The following is a 26,021-nucleotide window of genomic DNA, read 5'->3' on the forward strand; positions in this document are numbered from 1 at the left end:
TCCAGAACACCTCACACGGAGCCCCCGTCGAGCCCCGCGCCCGCTCGCAGCAACAGGAGACCCCTTTCATGCACGACGACCGGAACCTGGTCGAAGCACGCCTGGACCGCGTCCTCAGGGAACGCATCCGCCCTGCCGTCCACCCCGTCACCACCCCCCTGAACGTGGAGATCTGGTCCACGTCGGGCGAACCCGTCCCCGTAGCCGAGGGCCTCACGGCGCCGAACCGTTCCATCACCCCGGGCACCGCGTGGGGTGCGCCATGGGGGATGAGCTGGTTCAAGGTCACCGGGACGGTCCCCGCCGAGTGGGCGGGCCGCACCGTCGAGGCCGTGCTCGACCTCGGCTTCACCCCGCGCGCGCCCGGCTTCCAGTGCGAGGGCCTCGTCCACCGGCCCGACGGCACCCCGGTCAAGGGCCTCCACCCGCGCAACTCGTACGTCCGCGTCGGATCACCGGTAGCAGGCGGGGAGCAGGTCGACTGGCGGATCGAGGCCGCCTCGAACCCCGACATCGACGCGAGCGGCGTGCCGTTCCAGCCGACCCCGATGGGCGACAGGGCCACCGCCGGTGACGCGCCGCAGTACGTGCTGGGTGAGATGAACCTGGCCGTGTTCGACGAGACGGTGTGGAACCTGGTCATGGACCTGGAGGTCCTCGGCGAGCTGATGGCGGAACTGCCGGTCGAGAGAGCGCGCCGCTGGGAGATCCTCCGGGCGGTCGGGCGGGCGCTGGACGCCGTCGACCTCCAGGACGTGAACGGCACGGCGCGGGCCGCGCGCGACGAACTGGCCGGTGTGCTCGCCGCCCCGGCCGTTCCCGCCGCGCACCGCATCAGCGCGGTCGGGCACGCGCACATCGACTCGGCGTGGCTGTGGCCGCTGCGGGAGACGGTGCGCAAGGTCGCCCGTACGACGTCGAACATGACGGCCCTCCTGGAGGACGAGCCGGACTTCGTCTTCGCGATGTCGCAGGCGCAGCAGTTCGCCTGGATCAAGGAGCACCGCCCCGAGGTCTACACGAAGGTCAAGAAGGCGGTCGCGGACGGCCGGTTCGTGCCGTCCGGCGGGATGTGGGTGGAGTCGGACACGAACATGCCGGGCTCGGAGGCGATGGCCCGTCAGTTCGTGTACGGCAAGCGGTTCTTCCTCGACGAGTTCGGCATCGAGAACGACGAGGCGTGGCTGCCCGACACCTTCGGCTTCGCGGCCGGGCTCCCGCAGATCATCAAGGCGGCGGGCTCCAAGTGGCTGCTGACGCTGAAGATCTCCTGGAGCAGGACGAACACGTTCCCGCACCACACCTTCCAGTGGGAGGGCATCGACGGCACCCGGATCCTCACCCACTTCCCGCCGGTCGATTCGTACAACTGCGAGATGAGCGGCCGGCAGATCGCCCACGCCGCAGGGAATTTCAAGGAGAAGGGGGTCGCCTCCCGGTCGCTCGCGCCGACCGGATTCGGTGACGGCGGGGGTGGTACCACCCGCGAGATGGTCGCCAAGGCCGCCCGTATGCGCAGCCTCGAAGGATCGGCCGTCGTGGAGTGGGAGACCCCCGCCGGCTTCTTCACGAAGGCCGAGGCCGAGTACCCCGACCCGCCCGTCTGGGTCGGAGAGCTGTACCTCGAACTGCACCGCGCCACCCTCACCAGCCAGGCACAGACGAAGCGCGGCAACCGGCGCAGCGAATCGCTGCTGACGGAGGCCGAGCTGTGGGCCACGACGGCCGCGGTACGGACCGGGTTCCCCTACCCGTACGAGGAGCTGGACCGGATCTGGAAGACGGTGCTGCTGCACCAGTTCCACGACATCCTGCCCGGCTCGTCCATCGCCTGGGTGCACCGCGAGGCGCGCGAGACCTACGCGCGGCTCGCCGCGGAGCTGGAGGACATCATCGGCGGTGCGCAGCGCGCGCACCCCGGCTGCGCGCCGTCATCCACGCCGCCGGGACCGTCAAGTCCCTGGTGAGCGACGCGGTGTGGGAACGCGGCATCGTGGTGTCGTCGGCCGACGTCGCCGCAACGGCGGCGCGCGCCAGGGCACTCCTGGCCGACGTGCTGTCCCGGCCCGCGCACGCCTCCGCGCACACCCTCTCCGCCGTCGGCCACGCACACATCGACTCGGCCTGGCTGTGGCCGGTCCGCGAGACCGTACGCAAGTGCGCGCGCACCTTCACCAACATGACCACGCTCGCCCAGGAGTACCCCGAGCTGGTCTTCGCCTGCTCCTCCGCCCAGCAGTACGCGTGGATGAAGCAGCAGTGCCCGGACATCTACGCCCGCATGAAGAAGGCGGCCGCCGACGGCAGCTGGGTCCCGGTCGGCGGCATGTGGGTCGAGGCGGACGGGAACCTGCCGGGCGGTGAGGCGCTCGCCCGTCAACTCGTCTACGGACGGCGCTTCTTCGCCGAGGAGTTCGGCGTCGGGCAGCCCGGGATCTGGCTGCCCGACTCGTTCGGGTACACCGCCGCCTACCCGCAGCTCGCCAAGCTGGCGGGCGCCGAGTGGTTCCTCACCCAGAAGCTCTCCTGGAACGAGACGAACCGGCTGCCCCACCACACCTTCGAATGGGAGGGCATCGACGGCTCGCGCGTCTTCACCCACTGCCCGCCCGTCGACAGCTACAACGCCTCGCTGACGGCCGGTGAGAACGCCCACGCCGAGGGCAACTTCGGTGACAAGGGCGTCGCCGCCCGCTCCCTCGTCCCGTTCGGCTACGGGGACGGCGGCGGCGGCCCCAGCCGCTCGATGCTGGAGAAGGCCCGCCGCCTGCGCGACCTCGAAGGCTCACCGAAGGTCGTGGTCGAGTCGCCCGACGCCTTCTTCGAGGCGGCGCGCGCCGAACGCGAGGGCGCGCGACTGCCCGTCTGGCGCGGCGAGCTGTACCTGGAGAACCATCGCGGCACCTACACCAGCCAGGCCCGCACTCCTCAACGCCGGGCCGTACAAGCGCCGCGAGGTCGCCGTCCTCGCCGGCGACTCGGGGTTCCCCGGCGCACAGCGTCTGGCGGACGGGCGTACGGCGGTCCTCGCGGAGACCGGACCGCTGGCCTCAGGCGGCACGGCCGAGACCCACGAGCCCGTCACGGCCCGCGCTCAGGACGGCGGATTCGTCCTCGGCAACGGGGCGCTGACCGTCGTCGTGGACCGGCGCGGCCTGATCACCTCGGTGTACGACCACACGGCACGGCGGGAGGCGATCGCCCCCGGCACCGTCGGCAACCTCCTCCAGCTCCACCCCGACGACCCGAACCTGTGGTCGGCGTGGAACATCGACTCCTACTACCGCGACGTCGTACGCGACATCGACACGTGCGAGTCGGTGGCACTCACGGACGAGGGACCGCTGCTCGCGTCGGTGCGGGTCGAACGCGTCCACGGCGACTCGCGATTCGTCCAGCACATCGAACTCGCCGCCGAGAGCCGCCGGGTGACCGTCCGCAACGACATCGACTGGCAGGAGCGCGACACGGTGCTGAAGGCCGCCTGGCCGCTGGACGTGCACGCGGAACGGGAGAGCGCGGAGATCCAGTTCGGCCATGTGCAGCGGCCCACCCACGAAGACACCAGCTGGGACGCCGCCCGCTTCGAACTGTGGGCGCACCGCTGGGTGCATGTGGGCGAGCGGCACTGGGGCGCCGCGCTGCTGACCGACTCGACCTACGGGCACGACGTGCGCCGCGACACCCGCCGGGACGGCGGAACCACCACGACGCTGCGGCTCTCCCTGCTGCGCTCCCCGCACAGCCCCGACCCGCAGGCCGACCGGGGCACCCACCGCTTCAGCTACGCGCTGCTCGCCGGCGCCGGGATCGAGGAGGCCGTCGCGGGCGGCTACGCGCTGAACCTGCCGCTGCGGGCCGCCCCGGCAGAGGCCGCCGCACTGGTCACGCTCGACACCACCGATGTGGTGGTGGAGTCGGTCAAGCTCGCCGACGACCGGAGCGGCGACGTCGTGGTGCGGCTGTACGAGGCGTGCGGGGGAGCGGTCGGGGCCCGGCTGAGCGCCGGATTCCCGCTCGCCGGGGCACAGGACTGCGACCTGCTGGAGCGGCCGGAGCGCGAGCTGGCGCCGGAGGACGGGGGAGTCGGCCTCGCGTTCCGGCCCTTCCAGATCCGCACGGTGCGCCTGCGACCGGCGGTGAGGAAGTGAAGTCATCCGGAGGGAGGGATAGTTGTGCCGAGGGGCCCGTCCGCCCCCGGCGCGCTGTCCGGCCCGCGTCGTACCATTCCATCGATTCTGTTGCCGTCGCAGGCGGGGCGGCGATCGGGCCGCCGCCCGCAGAGGCTGGGAGAGACACGTTGACGAGCAAGACGGCGAGCACGGAGAAGGGCGCCATCCGGCGTGGCACCAACCTGCCGAGGATGGGGGACTTCAACGAGTCCGTGATCCTCGACGCCATCCGCCGGCGGGGGCGCGGCGGACTGAGCCGGGTGGAGCTCGCGCAGGCCACCGGCCTGTCCGCGCAGACCGTCTCCAACATCACCCGACGGCTGCTGGACCAGGGCCTCGCCCGTGAGTCGGGCAAGCACAACACCGGCAGCGGAAAGCCCCGCACCCTGCTGGAGATCGTCCCCACCTCCCGGTACGCGGTGGGCGTCCACCTCGACCCCGCCGTGATCACCTGCGTCCTGGTGGACCTGCTCGGAAAGGTCGTCGCCCAGCGCAGCCGCCGTACCCCGAGCGGCGGCGACACCGACGGGACCGTCGCGGACATGGCCGCGTCCGTGTCCGGGATCGTGGCGGAGTCCGGGATCGACGACGGACGGATCCTCGGCCTCGGCATCGCCGCGCCCGGCCCCATCGACGTCACCGCGGGATGGGTGGTGGAACCGCCCGAGCTGCATGGCTGGGGCCGCTATCCGCTGCGCGACCGGCTCAGTGAGGCGACCGGGTTCCCGGCCCTGCTCGACAAGGACGTCACGGCCGCAGTCGTCGCGGAGCGCTGGGCGGGGGCGGGCACCGACAGCCGCAACCTGCTCTTCTTCTACCTCGGTACGGGTTCCGGCATGGGGCTCGTGGTGGACGACACCGTGCTGCGCGGCGTCTCCGGGAACGCGGGCGAGGTGGGCGGGCTCGGCGCCGCCTGCTCGACCCGGACCCTGGTGGAGGAGGCCATCGCCCTCGGCGTGCTCGGCAGCGAGTACACCGTGCTCGATCCGGCCGACGCGCAGAGCGGACTGGAGCGCCTCGGGCAGCTCGCAGCGGAGGGGGACGCCCAGGCGGACGGCATCATCGAGCGGCTGGGGCTGCGCGTCGGCCGGGGGGTGTGCGCGGCGGCGACGCTCCTGGACGTCGACAGCATCGTCTTCGGCGGACCTGCCTGGCACGTACTGGGCGAGCGTTTGCTGACCACCATCGAGCCGATGGTGGCCCGATCCCCGTTCGTCAGGGCGGCCCACCCCACCACCGTCGCCTCGACCGTCCTGGGCGAGAACGTGGCCGCCGTCGGAGCGGCCTCCCTCGTCCTCGACCGGGCGCTCTCCGCCCAGCCGAGGTCCCTGCTGCTGGGCTGAGGGGACGACGGGCGAGGGGACACGCGGACCGGGGGAGCCCGGGGACATCAGGCGTACGCCAGCATAATGCGTTTGCAATAGCCCGCGCATGCAATTATTGTTGTCGCTTGTAAGGCGCTGTTGCACGCGTGCCCCCCGGAGGGAACGAGACATCATCAGCTCCATCCCGAACATCACCCTCAACAACGGCGTCACCATGCCGCAGCTCGGCTTCGGGGTCTTCCAGGTCCCCGACGAGGAGACCACGGCCGCCGTCGCCAAGGCCCTCGACGCCGGATACCGCAGCATCGACACCGCCGCGATCTACGGCAACGAGCGGGGCGTCGGCCGGGCCCTCGTCGAATCCGGCATCGCCCGCTACGAGCTGTTCATCACCACCAAGCTGTGGAACGCCGACCAGGGCTACGACTCCGCGCTGGCCGCCTTCGACGCCTCCCTGGACAAGCTCGGGCTCGACCACGTCAACCTCTACCTGATCCACCGGCCGACCCCGGCCCGCGACCTCTACTCCGAGACCTGGCGCGCCCTGGAGAAGCTCCTCGCGGACGGGCGCACCCGCGCCATCGGCGTCTCCAACTTCCAGCCCGCCCACCTGGAGCGCCTGCTGAAGAGCGCCTCCGTCGTCCCGGCCGTCAATCAGATCGAGCTGCACCCCGGCCTCCAGCAGCGGGAACTGCGCGACTTCCACGCCCGCCACGGCATCGCCACCGAGGCCTGGAGCCCGCTCGCCCAGGGCGCCGTCCTGAGCGACGAGGCGGTCCTCTCCCTCGCGGCGAAGCACGGCAGGAGCCCGGCCCAGATCGTCCTGCGCTGGCACCTGCAGACCGGCAACGTGGTCATCCCCAAGTCGGTGACCGAGGCCCGCATCCGCGAGAACCTCGACGTCTTCGGCTTCCGGCTGAGCACCGAGGGCATCGAGGCCCTCACCGCCCTGGACCGCGCCCTGCGCACCGGCCCGGACCCCGACACCCTCAACTGACCCTCCCCGGTCACCACCACACCCCCACGCACCAGATCGAGGCACCACCCATGACCATCCGCTCCCTGCTGCCCGGCCGCATCGGCTTCGGCACCGCCCCCCTGGGCAACATGTTCCGCGCCATCCCCGACGAAGAGGCCGCCGCCACCGTGCGGGCCGCCTGGGACCAGGGCATCCGCTACTTCGACACCGCCCCGCTGTACGGCGCCGGCCTCGCCGACAAGCCGCGCGAGGAGTACGTCCTGTCCACCAAGGTCGGCCGGGTCATCCTCGACGAGGTCGAGGCCCCCGCGAGCCGCCGACTCGGAGAGAAGGGCGCCCTCTTCGAGCACGGGCGTCCCAACAGGATCGTCAACGACTACAGCGCCGACGCGACCCTGCGCTCCGTCGAGGACAGCCTCAAGCGCCTCAGGACGGACCGCCTCGACATCGTCTGGGTCCACGACATCGCCCAGGACTTCTACGGCGACGACTGGCTGGCCATGTACGAGAGCGCCCGCACCGGTGCGTTCCGCGCCCTGACCCGGCTGCGCGAGGAGGGGGTCATCAAGGCCTGGGGACTCGGCGTCAACAAGGTCGAGCCGCTGGAGCTGACCCTGGACCTGGACGAGCCGCGCCCCGACGCGTTCCTCCTCGCCGGCCGCTACACCCTGCTCGACCACTCGCGGGCCCTGCAGCGCCTCCTGCCCGCCGCGGCCGAGCGCGACGTCGACATCGTCGTCGGCGGCCCCTACAGCTCCGGCATCCTCGCCGGTGGCAACCACTACGAGTACGCCGAGGCGCCCGCCGGCATCGTCGAGAAGGTGAGCCGGATCAAGGCGCTGGCACAGGAGCACGGCATCGGCATCAAGTCCGCCGCGCTCCAGTTCGTCCTGGCGCACCCGGCCGTCGCCGCGGCCATCCCCGGCGCGACCCGCCCCAGCCGGATAGCCGAGGACCTCGGTGCCCTCACCGAGAACGGCCCGTACGCCTTCTGGGCGCTGCGGGACCAGAAGATCATCGCCCACGACGCGCCCGTTCCCGTGCGGGAAGCGTCATGACCGCCACCACCGTCACCCTCACCACCGGGTGGTCCGCGGACCGTGTCTGGCAGCTCATCGGCGGCTTCGGCTCCCTTCCGGACCGGCTCCCCTACATCAGGGAGAGCCGGCTCGACGAGGGTGCCCGGCTGCGCACCCTGACGAACGAGGAGGGCGGCGTCATCGTGGAGCGCCTGGAGTCCTTCGACGAGCAGGCCCGCAGCTACGCCTACTCCATAGTCCGGGCCCCCTTCCCGGTCACGGACTACCGCTCCACGCTCCGGGTCGTCGACCTGGGCGCGGCGGGGTCCAGGGTGGAGTGGTCGGGAACGTTCACGCCGGACGGAGTCGCCGACGACGAGGCGACCGCCCTCTTCGAGGGCATCTACCGCGACGGACTCGCCGCGCTGGAGAAGACCCTCGCCGCCTGACCCGGCGGGCACTCCGGAACAAGGACACCTGAGACACCAGCCGCTCACCGCCCCTGTGCTCCCCAGGGGCGGTGACGACCTCTCATCCCTCCGCAGGGCTTTCGACGCGGTGCTGTGCGATTTCGGCAACGTGATCCGCTTCTGTGACACGACAAATACTAAGGCCGCTTGATAAGGTAGCCTTAGTATGTGAACGAAGATAACGAAGACCTGGACCCCGGAAAGGTCGCCGCCTCCCTGCTCGTGGGCGTCGGAGCGCTGTTGCGGCGGGTGCGGCAGGTGCCCACCGGGGGTGGGCTCACGATGCCGGAGCGGACCGCTCTGTCGCATCTGGAGCGTTCGGGGCCCACCACCTCCTCCGCGCTGGCCCGGGAAGTACAGATCACCGCCCAGGCCATGGGGGCGACGCTCGCCGCGCTGAGGTCCCGGGGCCTGGTCGAGCGCAGCCCCGACCCGGACGACGGCAGGCGCGTGGTGCTGACGGTGGGTGAGGCCGGCCGGCGCGAGCTGCGGGACAAGCGCAACGCGCGCACCGAGCTCATCGCCCAGGCGCTGGCCGGTGGCGCGTTCACTCCGGCCGAGCTGGAGCAGCTCGCGGCGGCGGGACCACTGCTGGACCGGCTGGCCCAGAACATCTGAACATCTGGCACCGACGCGACCACGAGGAGTCAGACGGATGACGGACCCAGCCGGGACGCGCGCCACGAGCGCCACCCGCAGCTCGCCCGGTGACCGGTACAAGTGGACAGCGCTGACGAATACGACCGCCGCGGTCTTCATGTCCGCGTTGGACGGCTCCATCGTGCTGATCGCCCTGCCGGCCATCTTCAGGGGTGTGCACCTGGACCCGCTGGCCCCGGGCAACATCGCCTACCTGCTGTGGATGATCATGGGGTACCAGCTGGTCCAGGCCGTCCTGGTGGTCACGGTGGGGCGACTGGGCGACATGTACGGCCGGGTCCTGATCTACAACTCCGGGTTCGCGGTCTTCACCTTCGCCTCGGTACTGCTGTCCTTCGACCCGTTCGACGGGGGCCACGGAGCGATGTGGCTGATCGCCTGGCGCCTGTTGCAGGCCGTCGGCGGCTCGATGCTGACGGCGAACTCGGCCGCGATCCTGACCGACGCGTTCCCCGAGGAACAGCGCGGCTTCGCCCTGGGCATCAACCAGGTCGCCGCCCTGGCCGGGATGTTCATCGGCCTGGTCGCCGGGGGACTGCTGGCGGCCTGGGACTGGCGGGCCGTGTTCTGGGTGAACGTGCCGGTCGGAGTGTTCTTCACGGTCTGGGCCTACCGCACCCTGCGGGAGACCGGAAAGCACGGCGGCGGCCGGATCGACTGGTGGGGCAACATCACCTTCGCGGTCGGACTCAGCGCGGTCCTGATCGCGGTCACCTTCGGCCTCCAGCCCTACGGCGGGCACACCATGGGCTGGACCCATCCGCTGGCTGACGGACTGATAGCCGGGGGACTGATCCTGCTGGCGGCGTTCGTCGCCATCGAGAACCGTGCCTTCGCGCCCATGATCGAACTGAGCCTGTTCCGCCTCCGGGCCTTCACCTTCGGCAACCTGGCGGGCCTGGCCATCTCGATCGGCCGAGGCGGAATGCAGTTGGTACCGATCATCTGGCTGCAAGGCATCTGGCTGCCGTTGCACGGCTACGACTACAGCGACACGCCCCTGTGGGCCGGCATCTTCATGCTGCCGCTGACGGCCGGATTTCTCGCCGCCGGGCCCGTCTCCGGCCATCTGTCCGACCGGATCGGCTCCCGGGGCCTGGCCACCGGCGGCGCGCTGCTGTTCGGAGCGAGCTTCCTGGGGCTGATGTTCCTGCCGATCGACTTCAGTTACTGGATATTCGCTGTGCTGATCACGCTGAACGGGATCGCCAGCGGCATGTTCGCCTCCCCCAACTCCTCCTCGATCATGGGCAGTGTGCCCGCCCGGCTGCGTGGCGTCGCCTCCGGCATGCGCGCCACATTCCAGAACTCCGGCACCGCTGTCTCCATCGGCGTGTTCTTCTCCCTCATGATCGCCGGGCTGGCCGGCAGCCTCCCGCACACGCTGACCGGCGCACTGCAGCAGCAAGGCGTGCCGGCGCACGTCGCCGGCCAGGTCGGCAGCCTGCCCCCGGTCTCCTCGCTCTTCGCCGCACAGCTGGGCGTCAATCCCATCCAGCACCTGCTCCAGCCCACCGGCGCTCTCGCCCACCTCACCGAGGCGCAGCAACAGGCCCTGACCGGACGCGAGTTCTTCCCGTCCCTGATCGCCGGCCCCTTCCGCTCCGGCCTGATCATCGTGTTCGCCTTCGGCGCCGCCCTCGCCCTGCTCGCCGCGATCGCCTCCGCTCTGCGCGGCAGCAGCCCCGCGTCCAAGGCCCCGGCTCCGCACGAGACCCCGACCGACGCCCCCCTCGCACGACCGCAGGGGTGGTTCAGCGGCCGCGACCATCGAGCCCTCCGGCCCGGCAACGGGCCGGCATCCACAGGAGAACCAACCGCATGACACTGACTACGATCGATCCCAGGCCCGCACTCGTCGAGATCGACCTGCAGAAGGGCATCGTCTCCGCCCTGGCCGGCAGCCCACTCGCCGCCACCGCCGTCGAACAGGCGACCCGGCCGGCCGCCTCCTTCCGACGCCACAACTTGCCCGTGGTCCTCGTCAACGTCACCGGACGCGCCTCGGGACGTACCGACGCCGGACGGTCCGGGAACGACGCGCCCGGCCCGCCGGCTGGGCGGACCTCATCGACGAACTCGATGTCCAGCCGGCCGACCACCTGATCACCAAGCGGCGGCGCAGCGCGTTCCACGACACCGGACTCGACACCCTCCTGCGAGACCTGGGCATCACCCAGACCGTCCTCGCGGGCATCTCGACCAGCGCGGGCGTCGAGTCGACCGCACGCTCTGCCTCCGACTACGGCTACCACATCGTCATGGCCACCGATGCCATGTGCGACCCCGACCCCGACGCCCACCGCCACAGCATCGAACGCGTCTTTCCCAAGATCGGTGAAACCGCCATCACCGCCGAGGTCGTCGCCATGGTCGAGGCGGCACGATGACGCTGCTCGGCCGGCTCCTGCACAACCGCAGAGCGGGCGAGGCCCATACGGCGTGGAACCTGCCGAATCTCCAGAGCCCCGCACCGCTGACCCTCACCAGCCGGCACTTCGCCCACGGCGATGCCATGCCACCGCGACACGGTGCGAAGAACATCGGCGGCGAGAATCTCTCCCCCCCCACCTGGCCTGGACGGCGCCGCCACCCGGTACTGCCCAACTCCTCCTGGTGGTGGAGGACATCGACGTCCCCCTGCCCAGACCCGCCGTGCACTGCGTCGCTCTCGTCGACCCGGCATCGGGGGACCTCGGCCCCGGCGCCCTCGACGCGCGGCGGCCGGCGACCGGGGTGCGGGTGCTCCGTTCCACCATCGGACGCGGCTACCACGGCCCCGCGCCCATCAAGGGCCACGGACCACACCGCTACACCTTCCAGCTGTTCGCCCTCGGGGCCACTGCGGACGGCGCCCTCGGCGCGGCGGCCGACCGGACACGGCCCCGGGCACTCCTGGGCGCCGTCACCGCGCCCGTCCTCGCCCGGGGCCGGCCGACCGGCACCTACGAACGCTGACCGCCGGCATGCGGCATCTCCGCGACAGGGTCACGGCTCCCGGATACCGGCCGATCCGGGCCGCCGGCCGGCTCGGCGCCCCGCAGCGCGGCCTCGACCCGGCGGTTGCCGGTCATGGAGGCGGTGAGGGCCGTCATGGTGAGGAGAACTCCGGCGGCGGCGTAGAGCGGGGTGCGGGGTGCGGACACCGTACGAGGTGGCCAGCCATCCTCCGGCGAAGGCGCCGAACGGGGCCGCGCACATCGCGAGCATGCGGGAGGTGGAGGCGACCCGCCCCATCAGGTGGGCCGGGACGATCGCCTGCCGGAGGGAGGGCGCGAGCACCATCGTGGCGCCCATGCCCGCCCCGCAGACGGCGAGCGCGAACCCGGCCACGTACGGATTCGGGGCGGCGGCAAGCCCCAGGACGGCAAGGCCCTCGACCGCGGCCGTACAGGTCAGCGCGGTGCCGGTGCCGAGCCGCCTGCCGAGGAAGGAGGCGATGCCCGCCCCGAGCAGCCCGCCGGCGGCCTCCGCCGTGAGCAGCAGGCCGAAGCCGAAGGTGCCGATGCCTAGACGGTCGTGCGCGAAGAGAGCGAGCACGGTCTCCACGGCGAGGAAGGCCACGTTCCCGACCGCCGGACGGAGCGCGAGCCCGAGCAGCAACCGGTCCCGGAACACGTACGAGGCCCCGTCCCGTGCCTCCCGGAGCAGTGACGCGCGGACGCCCCCGGCAGGCCGGGGCACGGCGGGCAGCGACCGTACGAGCAGCGCGGAGAGCGCGAACGACACCGCGTCGGCGACCAGCGGAACCGACCGGCCGAGCGCCAGCAGCGCACTGCCCGCGGGCGGACCCGCGAATCCGGACATGGCGGTCTGGGCACCGCGCAGCCGGGAGTTGGCGCGCTCCAGGTGGGCGGGGTCGCGGCCGAGCAGACCGGGCAGGTAGGCCGTGGCGGCCGTGTCGAAGAAGAGTCCGCCGAGGCCGAGCAGGAAGGCGACCGCCGCGAGCAGCGGAATGCTCAACACGTCGAGCACCGCGGCCGCCGCCGGTATCACGAGCAGCGCCGCACGGGCCGTGTCCGCGATCCACATCGTGCGGCGGCGGTCCCAGCGGTCCATCAGCGCGCCGCCGACCACCCCGAAGAGCAGCCACGGCAGCGTCCCGGCGGCCGTGACGACGGCGAGTGCCATCGGATCCCGTGTCAGCGTCAACGCGAGCAGCGGCAGCGCGGCATGCGTCACTCCGTCACCGAGCGAGGAAACGGTCTGAGCGGTCCACAGCCGCCCGAACTCGGTCGGCAGCTTTCTCACGTCCGAGGTCACTTGGCGTCCCCCTCGGCCTGCTCGCGCGGCCCCGGCCGGAACAGCGCGAAGGCCAGCGACACGTCCGGCAGCGCCGGATCCGACAGCTGCCGGTACTCGTCGGCCAGCTCCTCCAGCCTCGCCCCCAGTTCCGTGAACTGCTCCTCCGTGAGCCGCAGATGAGCCATCCGCACATACCGCTCGCCATCCACGGGTGCCGCTTCCAGGTCCGCCACCGCATGCCGCATCAGCACATCAGGCTGTCCGGTCCCCGGATCCGGCAGCACGATCGCCCGCGCGGCCATCGCGTAGTACCGCTCGGTGACGCCCCGGACCTTCCGCGTCCGTACGACCTTCACCAGACCGGCCCGCTCAAGCAGCCGCACGTGATAGCTGGAACTCCCCTTCGCGAGGCCCACCCGCCCGGCGATCTGCGTGATCGTCGCCGGTTCGAAGCGGAGCACGGCCATGATCCGGTGGCGCGTGAGGCTGGAGACGGCGCGCAACGACATCTTTGATCATGGTTCAGCTGCTCCTTCGACGGGCGGGTGACGACAGCGCCGCGAGAACCAGTTGAGAGAACCGATCCGACATTCAGACTGGAGGACTACGATCGTTCGCGTCCATCGAAGAGTTGTGCACGGAATCGTGTGAGGAAGCCACATGATCGACCCGCGTCTGCAGACCCTCCGGGTACTTGCCGGGACCGGTACCGTCACTGCCGCGGCGGAGTCCCTGCACCTCACCCCCTCCACCGTCTCTCAGTAGCTGCGCCGTCTCGCCGCCGAGCTGAATGTGCGTCTGCTCGAACCGGACGGCCGCCGGGTCCGGCTCACGCCCGCCGCCCGCACACTCGTCGAACACGCGGATGTCCTGCACGCGCAGTGGGAGCGGGCCGCCGCAGACCTGGCCGCGCACCGGAACAACGGCCCGGGTGACCTGCGTATCACGTCGGTTGCCACGGCGCTCGGCCCCCTGGTGGTACCGGCCGTCGCCCGGCTGCTCTCCTGGCACCCGGGGATGACGTACTACATCGGTGAGGATCCGGAGGCCGACCGCTTCCGGATGCTGCTGACCCGTGAGCGCGACATCGCCGTCGTCATTCCCGCCCCCGGCACACCTTCCGCCGACGACGAACGCTTCGAGCAGCACCTGCTGCTCCAGGAGCCGCAGGATCTCCTGGTGCCGCGGCTGCTCCTTCGCCGGCCGCGCCTCGGTCGAACTGCACGAGGCGGACACCGAGACCTGGCTCCGCGCCGGCGACCCCCGGGACCAGCACCTGCTGCTCACCTCGGCGTGCGCGGCAGCGGGCTTCTCACCCCGTGTCACCCACAACGCGGTCGACTGGTCCGCGATCGCGGCGCTGGTGGCCGGCGGCCACGGAATCTGCCTGCTGCCGCGCCTCGCGACGTTCCCCCGGGGTCATCAGCTCGTACGCGTGCCGTTGACCGGCGACGTGGTGCCGACGCGGCGGCTGGTCGGCTTCGTCCGGCGCGGCGGGGGGAACACGCCTCTGGTCAGTGACGGGCTGCGGGCGCTGCGGGAGTCCGCCCGGCTCGGGGTACCAGATCTCTCATGACCGCCGCAGGCAGCGAGGGGTTGGCGGCGGCAGCCTCCACCACCTGCCGGCGTCGTCGGCGAGCAGTTCGACCACGGTCCGGGGCGGAAGGGCCGGATGGCGGGCGGCCAGGGGCCGGGCCCGGCTGTCGGTGAGCAGGCGAGCAGTGCCGGACCCGTCGCGTTGCGGTGCCGGGCGATCTCACGCAGTGCTCTGCGGGCCGGTGGATCGTGGCGGGGCAGCTCTTCGAGCAGGGCCGGCGGTGTGTCCGGATTGGCCGCCACCCCGGCCATGACCTGGACTCCGTGCCGTCCGATCATGGTCCGCAGCTGATCCTCCGACAGGCCCGGGTGCGGCGCTATGGACTTGACCACCTTCGCGTCGGGGTCGGCGGCCAGCCTGTCACGGACCCCGGCCGGCAGATCGCGTCGTTGGGCCAGGAACATCCGTACCGAGGGATGCGACGAGCGGGACAGATCCTCGGTCTCGGAGGCGGTGGCGGCGGATATCCGCGGCAGCAGCGTCGGTCCGATCCTGACGGCGGCCGCGAGCCGGGGAAGTACGTCCAGCGGCACCCGGGGGTTGTGCGCGAGTGTGCGCTGCACATCGTGGCCGTGGTCAGCGGCCAGCTTCCGGATGAGCGCCGTGCCGATCGCCGGGTTCTCCGCGAGTTCGGCCCGGACTCCGGGAACGGGATCGTCGGCGAGCCTCAGCCCGGTCTTCGGCGGCAGGCCGGGGTGGGCTGCGAGCGCCCAGCGCAGCATCATGGAGGGGTGGCCGGCGAACCGGAGGAGAGCCTCGACCGGCGCGGCGGGATTCCGCAGCACCCGCTCGGCCGTTTCATGGACGGTGGATTCGTGGGAGCCGTCGAAGGAGGCGCCGGACCGCAGAGCGCAGTCGGGCCGGGGGCAGTGCGGATCGTGCACGAAGGGTGTCTCCACGCTGTCGCAGACCAGGCAGCGTTCCGCCGGGGGAAGCCCTTCACCGGTGGCGAGCGCGGCCAGCAGGTCCGGTGGCGTGGCCTCGTTCGCCGCGGCCGCGAGGCGGACCTCCGCGTGAGGATGACGGGCGAGCCGGGCCGCCAGGCCGGCTGTTGTCCACAGCGCCAGTTCCGCGACGACCCGGATGTCCGGGTCCGAGGCGAGCGTCTCCCGTACGTCGTCCGGAAGCCCGGGGCAGGCGGCCAGCTTCTCCCGGCGTCGCACATCCGGGTCCGTGGCGAGGAGCCGTGCCCACTCCGGATCCCCGGCACGCCGGTCGAGCAGGGCGAGCGCTGCGTCCGGCTGCGTGACGGGATCGATGTCGGCGGCGGTCAGCAGACCCTCGTACGCGAGTCGTTCAGCACTCTCCTCGACCCGGGCGGCCAGGGCGACCGCCTGCTCGGGGCTGAGGTCGGCACGGCGGCCAGGCTCTCGGCGATGTCCGCGTCCGCCACCGCGATCAGGCGCTGCACCAGCTCGGGGGGCAGAGCCGCGTTGACGGCGAGGCCGCACACGGCAGCCCATACTGCCCGCCCCGCGATCGCCCCCACAACCGGCAGCTGACCGGCACCGAAACCGCGGCCACCGTCGCTCCGGCGCGTGAGGGCTGTTCCGCGATCCCCGGCGGGCGCGCGACGTCGGCTGCACCACCTCGCCGCGTTGTCGGGAACGCCCGAATACCGGTCAATGGAGCGCTTCGAGCAGGGGAACCGTCTGCTCGGGTCCCGGTAGCGCGTTGATCTCCTCTCCGATCCGCTCGGCGGCGCGGCGGTAGGCGACGTCGCCGAGTGCGGCCGAAACGGACAAGCGCACTTCCTCCGGGGTGACGGTGACCGGGTCCAGAACCTGGGCCGCACCGAGTTCGGCGCACCGCCGCGCGTTGTACGGCTGGTCCGCGCCGAGGGGGAGCAGGACCGACGGCAGACCGTGGGCGAGCGCCCCCATCAGGCTGCCGGAGCCCGCGTGCGAGACGACCAGATCGCACCGCGGCAGCAGCAGCTCCTGAGGAATGAACCGTTCGACCCGGACGTGGCCGGGCAGCGGCCCGAGCTCTGCGGGATCGACGCGCCCACCGACGGTCACGACCACGTTGACGGGAAGCGCCTGGAGTCCGGCCAGGACCCGGGCGAACAGGTCAGTGGTGTTGTTCACGGTGCCGAGGGTGAAGTACACGGTAGGCGTACGGGGCGCGGTGCCGACCGGACCGACGGCCGTCGGCCGGAACGAGAAGGTGTGGGCCGGCAAAGGGAAGCGGGGGTCCCGGAAGCCCGGCGGGAACGGCGACAGCACCAGGTGCCGGTCCAGCATGGCGAGTTCGGGGTCCGGCCGCAGGCCGTAGGCGGATCGCAGCTCGTGCAGCGGCTCTGCGACGACTTCCCTGCGCAGAAAGCCCCCGGCCGCGAGCACGAGGACGGTCGCGCAGGGAACGGCGAGCGACTCGGCCGCGATCGCGGAGCCGGAGTCGACCTCGTCACGCACCAGGACATCGGGCTTCCAGGCACGGGCGTGTTCAAGAACGGCCGCGGCATGCCGCCGTGCCCCGCGCCGGGCGAAGCCCTCCGCGAGGTGCCGCACATCCGCCTCCGGATCGGGTGTCTCCACCGTCCGGCGTTCCGAGGCCTCCGCAACTTCCGCACGTCCGCGCGGCTCGCTCGTGGCGAACGCGGTGAACCCGGCGGCCGCGATCTCGGGGCCCCTCCCACCCGCACCGGCGAAAGCGACCGTGTGTCCTGCGGCCCGAGCTGCTCGGGCCACCGGGATCAGAGGTCGGAAGTGGCCGCTGCCGCCGATGAACGTGAACAGGATGCGCATCGGGTGAGGCTAAGGGCTGCGCCGCCCCCGGGCTACTGGCGCCGGTCGCGGGCGGAGTCCGCGCAGCAGGCCGTCCGGCGGGAACATGCAGCCGGGGGCAACGGTGCGGAGCCGGTGCGCCTACTGCGGCGGGTCTGTCAAACGAGCGGTGTAACTCGGGTTGTTGAGGGTTGTTGAGGGTTACTGGCGTGCTGCGGAGAGTCGGCCGTCGAAGGTGATGTCGAAGGCGTTCAAGGCTGTCTTCCAGCGCATGGTCCAGCGGGCCTGGCCCTTGCCGGTCGGGTCCAGCGACATGATCGCCATGTAGACGCGCTTCAGGGCGGCCTGCTCGTTCGGGAAGTGGCCGCGGGCTTTCACCGCCCGTCGGATCCGCGCGTTCACGGACTCGATCGCGTTGGTGGTGCAGACGATGCGTCGGATCTCGGTGTCGAAGCGGAGGAAGGGAGTGAACTCCTCCCAGGCGTTCTCCCAGAGCCGGACGATCGCTGGATACTTCTTGCCCCACGTGTCGGCGAACTCCGCGAACCGCTCGAGTGCGGCCTCCTCGGTCGCCGCGGTGTAGACGGGCTTGAGTACCTTGGCGATCTTGTCCCGGTCCTGGCGGGCTGCATAGCGGAAGGAGTTCCGCAGCAGGTGGACCACGCAGGTCTGGACGGGTGGTGCGGGGCCAGACGGCCTCGACTGCCTCGGGCAGGCCCTTGAGCCCGTCGCAGACGGGCATGAGGACGTCGTTCACTCCGCGGTTCTTGATCTCGGTGAGGATGTGCATCCAGTGCTTGGCACCCTCGCCGCCGTCGCCGGCCCACAGCCCGAGGATGTCCCGCCGGCCCTCGGCCGTGACGGCCAGGGCAACGTAGATGGGCCGGTTCGCCACGGCGCCGTCGCGGATCTTCACGTGGATAGCGTCGATGAAGACCACCGGATCGACTGAGTCCAGGGGCCGGTTCTGCCATTCGGCCATGCCTTCGAGGACCTTGTCGGTGATCGTGGAGATCGTCTGACGGGACACCTCGGCGCCATAGACCTCGGACAGGTGGGCCTGGACCTCACCGGTCGTCAGGCCCTTCGCGGCGAGCGAGATGACCATCTCGTCGACGCCGGAAAGGCGCTTCTGGCGCTTCTTGACGATCTTCGGCTCGAAGGAACCCTCGCGGTCGCGGGGCACGGTTATCTCCACCGGGCCGACGTCGGTCAGCACGGTCTTGGCTCGGGTCCCGTTGCGGCTGTTGCCGCCGTTCTTCCCGGCAGGATCGTGCTTGTCATAGCCGAGGTGGTCGGTGATCTCACCCTCGAGAGCGGACTCCAGGAGTCGCTTCGTCAGCTGCTGGAGCAGCCCGCCCTCGCCGGTCAGCTGCAGGCCCTCGGCCTGAGCCCGGCCCACGAGCTCGTCGATCAGCCGGTCATCCACAGACTTCGGCGGCACCGGTTCAGACGGCTCGACAGTCTCGGCCTCGGTCACGTTGTTGCTGGTCATCGATGCATCTTCCATGATCGGGAGTTACACCGAACGTTTTACAGTCCCGCCGCTCGCCGCCCGGGCGAGGGTTCCGACGAAGCGACAAAGTCCGTACATACCGGCTGATGCCTTCCCGTGGGCGTCTCAGTCCTCGGCGGCCTCCTGGTGTCGCTCCGGCCGCTGTGCTAGAAAGACTGGCGTGACAGGCGATCGTCTTCTGGTGGAGTGTCTCCACATCGATCTCTGCCGCGTTTCCAGCGCTTCCTGTTGAAGCCTGCCGCGGCGTCCACAGCGATGCCTGAGTGACGTCCCCGTGAAGCTCACGGGCCGTACTGATCTCCCCTCCCGATAGGCCGCGGGCCTCGCGCGTTCGGCGTGCCCCCATCCAGCTGTGTCCGCGCAACTCGCCCTGCCGATCTGTCCCCAGGCCCGGCGCCACTCCATGCCACCGGAGAGCTCTTCATGTCCATGCCCATATCTGTACAGGAGCGGTCCGCGGAGTCGGGCCCGTCCAGCGAGCAGGCCCGGGTCGATCGCCGGCCTGAACGCGCCGCTCGGTGGCGCCGGGTGGGGCTCCGGTCGCTGGCGCTCGTCGCTCTTCTCGCTCTGTGGCAGCTGGTGGTCTCGCTCCAGCTGTGGTCACCGGTACTGGTGCCGTCGCCCGGCGCCGTGTGGCGGGCGCTGCTGGAGACCTCGGGGACCCACGACGGGGTGCGCGGCTATCAGGGACACACCCTGATCGAACACCTCGGCGTAAGCCTGCGCCGCATCCTCATCGGCGCCGGTGCGGGGGTAGTCGCAGGGCTCGTCATCGGGCTCCTCATGGGCACGCTGCCGTGGGTACGGGTCGTGCTTGAGCCCGCGGTCGCGTTCCTGCGCACGCTGCCACCGCTCGCCTACTTCAGCCTGCTGATCATCTGGTTCGGCATCGACGAGGCGCCCAAGCTCTGGCTGCTGGCCATCGCGGCGATGCCGCCGGTCGCGGTGGCCACCGCGTCGGCCGTGGCGTCCGCGCCGACCGCACTGGTGGAGGCCGCCCGCGCGATCGGGGCCCGGCGCGGACAGGTCGTCGCCTCCGTCGTCCTGCCTTCTGCACTGCCCGAGATCCTCATCGGCGTCCGCCTCGCCTTCGGCATCGCGTACTCCTCGGTGGTGGCCGCGGAGACGGTGAACGGGCTGCCGGGGATCGGCGGAATGATCCGCGACGCCCAGCGCTACAACCAGTCCGACACCGTCGTCCTCGGCCTCTTCGCCATCGGCATCTCCGGCCTGCTCATCGACGCAGTGCTGCGGGGGCTGGAGAACCGGCTCGCACCGTGGCGGCGGCACGCATGACCGGGGGCCGAGTACCACTCTTCCGCGTACCGCTTCCCTCATTTCGTACCCCTTCTCTTCCCGCTCGTACTCATGCTCGTACTCGTCAGAAGGACACGCATATGCCCAGAACACGCGGTTGGCTCCGCACCTCCTCGCTCGCGGCGGCACTGGGAGCCTTGCTGGTAATGACCGCGTGCGGCCAGGGCGGTTCCGGGGAGGAGGGAAAGGGCGGCGGCAAGACCATACGGATCGCCTACCAGGCCTTCCCCAGCGGTGACTTGATCGTCAAGGAGAAGGGGTGGCTGGAGAAGGCGCTGCCGGACTACACGATCAAGTGGACCAAATTCGACTCCGGCGCCAGCATCAACACCGCCTTCGTCGCAGGGGCCGTGGACCTCGCCGCCATCGGGTCGAGCCCGGTCGCCCGAGGGCTCTCGAAGCCGCTGAACATCCCCTACCAGGTCACCTGGGTACTGGATGTGGCCGGGGAGAACGAGGCCCTGGTCGCCCGCAACGGCTCCAAGATCTCCTCGGTCAAGGACCTGGAAGGGCACAAGGTGGCGACCCCGTTCAGCTCCACCTCCCACTACAGCCTGCTGGCCGCTCTCGACAAGGCAGGCGTGGACGCCTCGAAGGTCCAGCTCCTCGACCTTGAGCCGCAGGACATCCTGGCAGCCTGGACGCGTGGTGACATCGACGCCTCGTACGTCTGGCTGCCGACCCTCGACGAGCTGAAGAAGACCGGCAAGGTGCTCGTCTCCAGCCGCGAGCTCGCCGCGTCCGGACATCCCACCCTCGACCTCGGGGTCGCCTCCACCGCCTTCATCAAGGCCCACCCGGATGCGCTGCCCGCCTGGCGGAAGGCGCAGGCCCAGGCGCTCGACCTCATTCACGACGATCCCACAGCGGCCTCCACCGCCGTGGGCAAGCAGCTCGGTATCAGCCCCGGCGAAGCGGCCGCACAGATCAAACAGGGCATCTTCCTCAAGCCTGCCGACCAGGCGGACGCCAAGTGGCTCGGCACCCCGGGCAAAGTCGGCGGGCTGGCGGACAACCTGCGGAGCGCCGCGCAGTTCCTGGTCGACCAGAAGCAGATCGACGCGGCACCCGACCTCGACACGCTGCGCAAGTCCGTCTACGTCGAAGGGCTCACCGATGCCGTCTCTCCCTGACATCGACAAGGACAGCCGCGACGCCGACGAGGACGCCGCCCACGTCGATGGAGCAGCGGCCCCTGCCGTGGAGAAGGACGACCCGACCGGTGCCACGCGTACCGAACGGGCCGCTGCGGAGGGCGCGGAGCCGGCGCCGACGGCTGTCTCCGTGCACGACGTCCGCCATACGTACGGTCGTGGTGCGGAGGCCGTGACCGCGCTCGGACCGGTCACGCTGGAGATCCCGGCCGGCGAGTTCCTCGTTCTCGTCGGCCCGTCCGGGTGCGGCAAGAGCACCCTGCTGCGGCTGATCGCGGGCTTCGAGCGGGCCACCGAGGGGACGGTCACCGTCAACGGCGAGACCCCCGAACCCGGCCGACAGGCGGGAATCGTGTTCCAACAGCCTCGGCTCTTCCCCTGGCGCACGGTCGGCGACAACATCGCTCAAGCATTGAAGTACGCCCGCGTTCCGCAGGCCGAACGTGCCGGCCGCATCGCCGAACTGCTGGAGCGGGTCGGGCTGGCCGACACCGCCGACCGCCGCACCTGGCAGATATCCGGAGGCCAGCAACAGCGCGTCGCCATCGCCCGCGCACTCGCGGGCGGCAAGCGGCTCCTGCTGCTCGACGAGCCGTTCGCCGCGCTCGACGCGCTCACCCGCGAGCGGCTTCAGGAAGATCTCCGGACGGTCAGCGCGCAGACCGGAACCACCTCGGTCTTCGTCACGCACAGCGTCGACGAGGCCGTTTTCCTCGGCACCCGCACCGTCGTCCTCTCCGACAGGCCGGGAACCGTCGCCCTCGACATCCCCATCGGCCTGCCCCGAACCGGCGTCGCCCCCGACGACCTGCGCGGCCTGCCCGAGTACGCCGCGCTGCGCGCCGAGATCGGAACAGCCGTACGCAACGCCGCCCGCTGACCGCACCCCGCCGAACCGGAGGAGAGAACATGACCGCCGCCATCGAGACCCCGACCGGCACCCCGCCCGCCCTGCGCGACCACCGCGTCCCCGCCGACGGACTCTACGAAGGCCCGCGCACTCTGCGGCGGGTGCCCGAGGGATGGACCGACCGCCCCTACGACCTGTTCACCGTAATCCCGTTGGGGCGGGTCCTCGGCGCGGAGATCCACGGCCTCGACCTGTCGCGGCCCGTCGGCCCGGCTCTGCGCGCGGAGCTCGACAGGGCGCTGCTTGAGTGGAAGGTGCTGTTCTTCCGCGACCAGCACCTCACCTCCCGGCAGCAGCGTGACTTCGCCGGGCACTGGGGGGAGCTGGAGACCAACCCGCTGCTCGCCAGCGGTGACGACCCCGAGGTCGTCCGCCTGGACCGGACGGCCGTACCGACGTTCGAAAACATCTGGCACGCCGATGTGACCTTCCGCGAGCGCCCGGCCCTCGGGGCGGTCCTCCAACTGCGCGAGGTGCCCCCTGTCGGCGGCGACACCCTGTGGGCGGACATGGCCGCCGCCTACGACAACCTGCCGCTGGAGGTGAAGGAGCGCATCGAGGGCGCGAGGGCCGTGCACGACTTCATTCCCGGGTTCTCCCGCTTCTACCCGGCGGACCGGCTGGCGCCGCACCAGGAGGAGTTCCCGCCGGTGGAACACCCGGTGGTGCGGCGCCACCCCGGTACGGGGCGCCGGACCCTCTTCGTCAACGCCTCGTTCACCACCCGGATCGTGGGCTTCTCCAGGGAGGAGAGCGACCGCCTGCTGCGGCTGCTGTTCCAGCAGGCCCATGCCCCGGAGTTCCAGGTCAGGTTCAGCTGGCGCGCGGGTGATGTCGCGTTCTGGGACAACCGGGCCACCCAGCACTACGCGGTCAACGACTACGCCCCGCACCGCCGGGTGGCCGAACGCGTCGCCATCGCCGGCGACCGCCCGTACTGAGAGCCGTTCGTCAGCAACGCCCGCGAGCCGCTCTCCGGAAGCCGTCCGGAAGCCGTCCGGAAGCCGTCCGGAAGCGTCCGGGCACGGCTCCGGAACGTCCCCCGAGGCCGAGTCCGGCGCGGCGTCACCTCGGACCGTGCCTGATGGGTGTCTGCTGTCGGGTCGGGTACGGTGCCTGGCCGGCGCCGTGACCACCTGCGCGTATTTCTGGTGGATCACCGGGTAGGCGGTCGGGCAGCGGAAGAGCTCGACCCATTACGCGGCGTGAGGGCGGACAGATGGCTGACGGCATGCTGGAAGAGGACCTTTACCGATTCGAGGAGCTGCTGGACGACGGGGAGCGCAAGACACTCCACCGCGTCCGGGAGTTCCTGCGCGAGGAGGTGGCCCCGCATGCGGACACCTGGTGGGGCAAGGCGTCCTTCCCGCACCACTTGATCCCGCGTTACGGGGAGTTGGGCATTGCCGGCCTGGCCTTCGAGGAGCGCGGTACCAGCACGGCGAGCAGCCTGCTCAGCGGCTTCATCGCGATGGAGATGGCCCGCGTCGACGCCTCGATGGCCACGTTCTACGGCGTGCACGCCGGACTGGCCATGGGCAGTATCGCCCGCTGCGGTTCCGCCGAGCAGCGCAGCCGCTGGCTGCCCGCGATGGGACGGATGGAGAAGATCGGGGCGTTCGCACTGACCGAACCGCAGGGCGGGTCCGATGTCGCGGCGGGTCTGCGGACCACCGCCAGGCGTGACGGCGACACCTGGGTGCTCAACGGCGAGAAGCGATGGATCGGCAATGCCACCTTCGCCGATTTCGTGGTCGTCTGGGCCCGGGAGGACGGCGGCGAGGGTGGCGTACTCGGCTTCGTTGTCGACAGCTCGACGCCCGGGTTCTCAGCGAGCATCATCGAGAACAAGATCGCCTTGCGAACAGTGGAGAACGCCGACATCGTCCTCAAGGACTGCCGAGTCCCCGAGGAGAACAGGCTCCAGGAGGCCCACGGCTTCCGTGACACCGCGGATGTCCTGCGGCACACCCGGAGCGGTGTGGCCTGGGAAGCCGTGGGCGTGATGCTGGCGGCATACCGCATCGCCCTGGACTACACGCGCGAACGCGAGCAGTTCGGCGGGCCGGTCGCCCGCTTCCAGCTGGTCCAGGACCTGCTGGTACGCATGTTGAGCGACGCCACCTCCTGCCTCGGGATGGTCGTGCGGCTCGCCCAGCTGGAAGACGCGGGCACCTTCCGCGACGAGCATTCGGCGATGGCGAAGGCCCACTGCACGACGCGCATGCGCGAGGTCGTCGGCTGGGGGCGCGAGCTCCTGGCCGGCAACGGGATCGTGCTCGACTACAGCATCGGCCGCTTCGTCGCCGACGCGGAGGCGCTCTACTCGTACGAGGGGACCAGGGAGATCAACACACTCATCACAGGGCGCGCGGTCACCGGACTCGGCGCATTCGTCTGAGTCGCAGGGCGAGAGGGCACCCATGGCCGGGCGGCTGGGGCTTGAGGGCACCAGGGCTGACGCCGTCGTCGGGCAGGGGCGGCGGCCGAGCCGGATCGCCGTGGCTGCGCCCTGCCCCCGGAGCATGGGGCGCCCGGAAGCCGGCGAAGTCCGCCGCGAACAGGCGGCATTGATCAGCAAAGTTCGTATCGGTGCCCCCCACGCGTACTGGACGGTGACGGCGCTGAGCAACAACTTCGACGGCGCCAACGCCGCCACGATGCTGCCGACCGCACCCCGCCCTGCCCGGAGCACCTGGGCCTACAGTGCCGTGGGGCGGCAACTGACCGACGGAAACACGGACAACCACCGAGGGATGGGACTCTCCGGTCAGCCCCAGGCCGACCCAGGGCACCCGTACGTCACGGCTCGCCTGGGAGAAAGCCAGGCCCGTCACCGGGCACGCACGGCGCCCCGGAGAGCGCATCTCTCCGGGGCCGCCTCTCCCTGAACGCTTCTGGAGCAACAGGCTGATCCTGGAAGCACAGCGGTCCGCAATCCGTCCGCGCGGAGCAGCGTCGTAGCATCCCGCGTCGCACCGGACTGCCTGCGGGAATGCCTCGCCGCCCGCTGGGCGAGGCAACCGGCGGCGGAGCAGGAGGACGAAGAGCGAACCCTCGCACTGTCGGTGGCCGCTGGTCTCGCCCGCCTGCCTGCCCAGCAACGACAACTGCTGACCCTGCGCTGCTACTCCGACCTGACGGTGCGTTCCATCGCTGAGGTGATGGGCATACCGAAGGCACGGTCAAAAGCCTTCTACGGCCTTCTACAGCCGTCTGCATACGGCTGTACACGCACTGCGCACGCAACTCAGCGAGACGAAGGTGATCCACGATGACTCGACCGACTGAGGACGAGGAGAACCAGCTTCGCCGGGCGTCCGCGCTCATCGGTGAAGAGGCGGCCGGCCCGGAGTCCGCCGAAGAATCCGGGCAGGACGCGGTACGCCGGAGATTCGTGCACTCCCGGCCGGAACGGAGAAGGGGACGAGCGGCCCTCTTGGCCGCGGGAGCTGCCGGCGCGGCCGCTCTCGTCATTGGGGTGGCGATGGCAACGAGCGGCGGCTCCTCCGCTCCCGCTGCCGACGGGACGACCCGCGGACAGACATTCCCCGAGCTCCTGGCGTGCTCGAAAACCATCGTCGAGGGAACGCTGCAAGGTGTCGGCCCAGCAGGCAAGTCGCATGTGCGGGTGACCATGTCGGTGGACCAATGGCTGAAGCCCAGGACGGGACTCGACACAGCCACCTTCGTCCTGGCCGATCCCACCCAGCGAGACCCGGAAGAAGCCTATGGCCAGGGCAACCATGTGCTCATGGTGATTCCCTCGAACCATGACCAGATCGCCACCACTTTCTCCTTCCGGGGACAGGAAATCCCAGCGACGCGAGACCGGATCATCCGCACGCTGCCAGGCGTAACCGACGCTGACTGCCCGACTGACTTCCGCTGACCCGCGAATCCCAAACGATGACAGAGTCAGGAACTG

18 protein-coding genes and 6 pseudogenes are annotated in these 26,021 nt (G+C 70.8%); 19 read left to right on the plus strand and 5 right to left on the minus strand.

The window, feature by feature from the left end:
- Positions 1-68: 68 nt before the first annotated feature.
- The 9 genes and pseudogenes from RLT59_RS39555 to RLT59_RS39560 all read left to right on the plus strand — a co-directional run bounded on the left by RLT59_RS39555 (position 69) and on the right by RLT59_RS39560 (position 11,583).
- Positions 69-4,151, plus strand: a pseudogene (locus tag RLT59_RS39555) (alpha-mannosidase).
- Positions 4,152-4,300: 149 nt separating this feature from the next.
- On the plus strand, positions 4,301-5,515 hold the full coding sequence (locus RLT59_RS37570; RefSeq protein ID WP_311307534.1) for an ROK family transcriptional regulator: 1,215 nt from the start codon (positions 4,301-4,303) through the stop codon (positions 5,513-5,515).
- Positions 5,516-5,711: 196 nt separating this feature from the next.
- Positions 5,712-6,494 carry an aldo/keto reductase gene (locus RLT59_RS37575; RefSeq protein ID WP_399126784.1) on the plus strand — a complete coding sequence of 261 codons (783 nt, stop codon included), beginning with the start codon at positions 5,712-5,714 and terminating at the stop codon, positions 6,492-6,494.
- Positions 6,495-6,544: 50 nt separating this feature from the next.
- Positions 6,545-7,534, plus strand: coding sequence for an aldo/keto reductase (locus tag RLT59_RS37580; protein WP_311307535.1), 990 nt, complete (start codon positions 6,545-6,547; stop codon positions 7,532-7,534).
- Complete coding sequence (locus tag RLT59_RS37585; protein WP_311307536.1) at positions 7,531-7,944, plus strand: SRPBCC family protein; 414 nt, start codon at positions 7,531-7,533, stop codon at positions 7,942-7,944. The genes RLT59_RS37580 and RLT59_RS37585 overlap by 4 nt, the downstream gene beginning before the upstream one ends.
- A gap of 189 nt (positions 7,945-8,133) precedes the next feature.
- On the plus strand, positions 8,134-8,583 hold the full coding sequence (locus tag RLT59_RS37590; protein WP_311307537.1) for a MarR family winged helix-turn-helix transcriptional regulator: 450 nt from the start codon (positions 8,134-8,136) through the stop codon (positions 8,581-8,583).
- A 37-nt stretch (positions 8,584-8,620) separates the two neighbouring features.
- Positions 8,621-10,450, plus strand: coding sequence for an MFS transporter (locus RLT59_RS37595; RefSeq protein WP_311307538.1), 1,830 nt, complete (start codon positions 8,621-8,623; stop codon positions 10,448-10,450).
- A pseudogene (locus RLT59_RS37600) lies at positions 10,447-11,015 on the plus strand (isochorismatase family cysteine hydrolase). Before RLT59_RS37595 ends, RLT59_RS37600 begins: the two are co-directional and overlap by 4 nt.
- The gene (locus tag RLT59_RS39560) at positions 10,897-11,583 is read left to right on the plus strand and encodes a YbhB/YbcL family Raf kinase inhibitor-like protein (RefSeq protein ID WP_399126787.1); all 687 of its coding nucleotides are present in this window, start codon (positions 10,897-10,899) and stop codon (positions 11,581-11,583) included. The pseudogene RLT59_RS37600 and the gene RLT59_RS39560 overlap by 119 nt, the downstream one beginning before the upstream one ends.
- On the opposite strand, the pseudogene RLT59_RS37610 reads toward RLT59_RS39560, so the two are convergent.
- A pseudogene (locus tag RLT59_RS37610) lies at positions 11,571-12,888 on the minus strand (MFS transporter). The gene RLT59_RS39560 and the pseudogene RLT59_RS37610 overlap by 13 nt on opposite strands.
- Positions 12,885-13,379: a helix-turn-helix domain-containing protein gene (locus RLT59_RS37615; protein WP_311307540.1), complete on the minus strand. Its 495-nt coding sequence runs from the start codon at positions 13,377-13,379 to the stop codon at positions 12,885-12,887. Before RLT59_RS37615 ends, RLT59_RS37610 begins: the two are co-directional and overlap by 4 nt.
- A 151-nt stretch (positions 13,380-13,530) precedes the next feature.
- Here RLT59_RS37615 and RLT59_RS37620 point away from each other — a divergent pair, with 151 nt between their 5' ends.
- From RLT59_RS37620 to RLT59_RS37630, 3 genes and pseudogenes are all read left to right on the plus strand, one after another.
- Complete coding sequence (locus tag RLT59_RS37620) at positions 13,531-13,635, plus strand: helix-turn-helix domain-containing protein (protein WP_311307541.1); 105 nt, start codon at positions 13,531-13,533, stop codon at positions 13,633-13,635.
- A gap of 210 nt (positions 13,636-13,845) precedes the next feature.
- Positions 13,846-13,998 (plus strand): annotated as a pseudogene (locus RLT59_RS37625) (LysR family transcriptional regulator); the annotation flags it as partial.
- The gene (locus tag RLT59_RS37630) at positions 13,946-14,446 is read left to right on the plus strand and encodes a LysR substrate-binding domain-containing protein (RefSeq protein WP_311307542.1); all 501 of its coding nucleotides are present in this window, start codon (positions 13,946-13,948) and stop codon (positions 14,444-14,446) included. The pseudogene RLT59_RS37625 and the gene RLT59_RS37630, both read left to right, overlap by 53 nt.
- On the opposite strand, the pseudogene RLT59_RS37635 reads toward RLT59_RS37630, so the two are convergent.
- The 3 genes and pseudogenes from RLT59_RS37635 to RLT59_RS37645 form a co-directional block, all read right to left on the minus strand.
- Positions 14,385-15,920 (minus strand): annotated as a pseudogene (locus RLT59_RS37635) (hypothetical protein). The gene RLT59_RS37630 and the pseudogene RLT59_RS37635 overlap by 62 nt on opposite strands.
- A 169-nt stretch (positions 15,921-16,089) precedes the next feature.
- The gene (locus tag RLT59_RS37640) at positions 16,090-17,217 is read right to left on the minus strand and encodes a glycosyltransferase (protein ID WP_311307543.1); all 1,128 of its coding nucleotides are present in this window, start codon (positions 17,215-17,217) and stop codon (positions 16,090-16,092) included.
- A gap of 180 nt (positions 17,218-17,397) precedes the next feature.
- Positions 17,398-18,691: pseudogene (locus tag RLT59_RS37645) on the minus strand (IS256 family transposase).
- A 444-nt stretch (positions 18,692-19,135) separates the two neighbouring features.
- Between RLT59_RS37645 and RLT59_RS37650 the strand changes: the two are divergent.
- The 7 genes from RLT59_RS37650 (at position 19,136) to RLT59_RS37680 (ending at position 25,985) form a co-directional block, all read left to right on the plus strand.
- A complete protein-coding gene (locus tag RLT59_RS37650) occupies positions 19,136-20,008 on the plus strand; it encodes an ABC transporter permease (RefSeq protein ID WP_311307544.1) in 873 nt (290 codons plus the stop codon).
- A gap of 101 nt (positions 20,009-20,109) precedes the next feature.
- On the plus strand, positions 20,110-21,162 hold the full coding sequence (locus RLT59_RS37655; RefSeq protein WP_311307545.1) for a taurine ABC transporter substrate-binding protein: 1,053 nt from the start codon (positions 20,110-20,112) through the stop codon (positions 21,160-21,162).
- Positions 21,146-22,063: an ABC transporter ATP-binding protein gene (locus tag RLT59_RS37660; RefSeq protein ID WP_311307546.1), complete on the plus strand. Its 918-nt coding sequence runs from the start codon at positions 21,146-21,148 to the stop codon at positions 22,061-22,063. Before RLT59_RS37655 ends, RLT59_RS37660 begins: the two co-directional genes overlap by 17 nt.
- A 29-nt stretch (positions 22,064-22,092) precedes the next feature.
- The gene (locus RLT59_RS37665; protein ID WP_311307547.1) at positions 22,093-23,034 is read left to right on the plus strand and encodes a TauD/TfdA dioxygenase family protein; all 942 of its coding nucleotides are present in this window, start codon (positions 22,093-22,095) and stop codon (positions 23,032-23,034) included.
- A 278-nt stretch (positions 23,035-23,312) separates the two neighbouring features.
- Positions 23,313-24,494: an acyl-CoA dehydrogenase family protein gene (locus tag RLT59_RS37670; protein WP_311307548.1), complete on the plus strand. Its 1,182-nt coding sequence runs from the start codon at positions 23,313-23,315 to the stop codon at positions 24,492-24,494.
- Between the two features lie 667 nt (positions 24,495-25,161).
- Positions 25,162-25,371: a sigma factor-like helix-turn-helix DNA-binding protein gene (locus RLT59_RS37675; RefSeq protein WP_311307549.1), complete on the plus strand. Its 210-nt coding sequence runs from the start codon at positions 25,162-25,164 to the stop codon at positions 25,369-25,371.
- Positions 25,368-25,985, plus strand: coding sequence for a hypothetical protein (locus tag RLT59_RS37680; protein WP_311307550.1), 618 nt, complete (start codon positions 25,368-25,370; stop codon positions 25,983-25,985). Before RLT59_RS37675 ends, RLT59_RS37680 begins: the two co-directional genes overlap by 4 nt.
- Positions 25,986-26,021: the final 36 nt, after the last annotated feature.

It is taken from the genome of Streptomyces sp. ITFR-6 (genome assembly GCF_031844725.1).
In the GTDB taxonomy this organism is placed as follows: Bacteria; Actinomycetota; Actinomycetes; order Streptomycetales; family Streptomycetaceae; genus Streptomyces.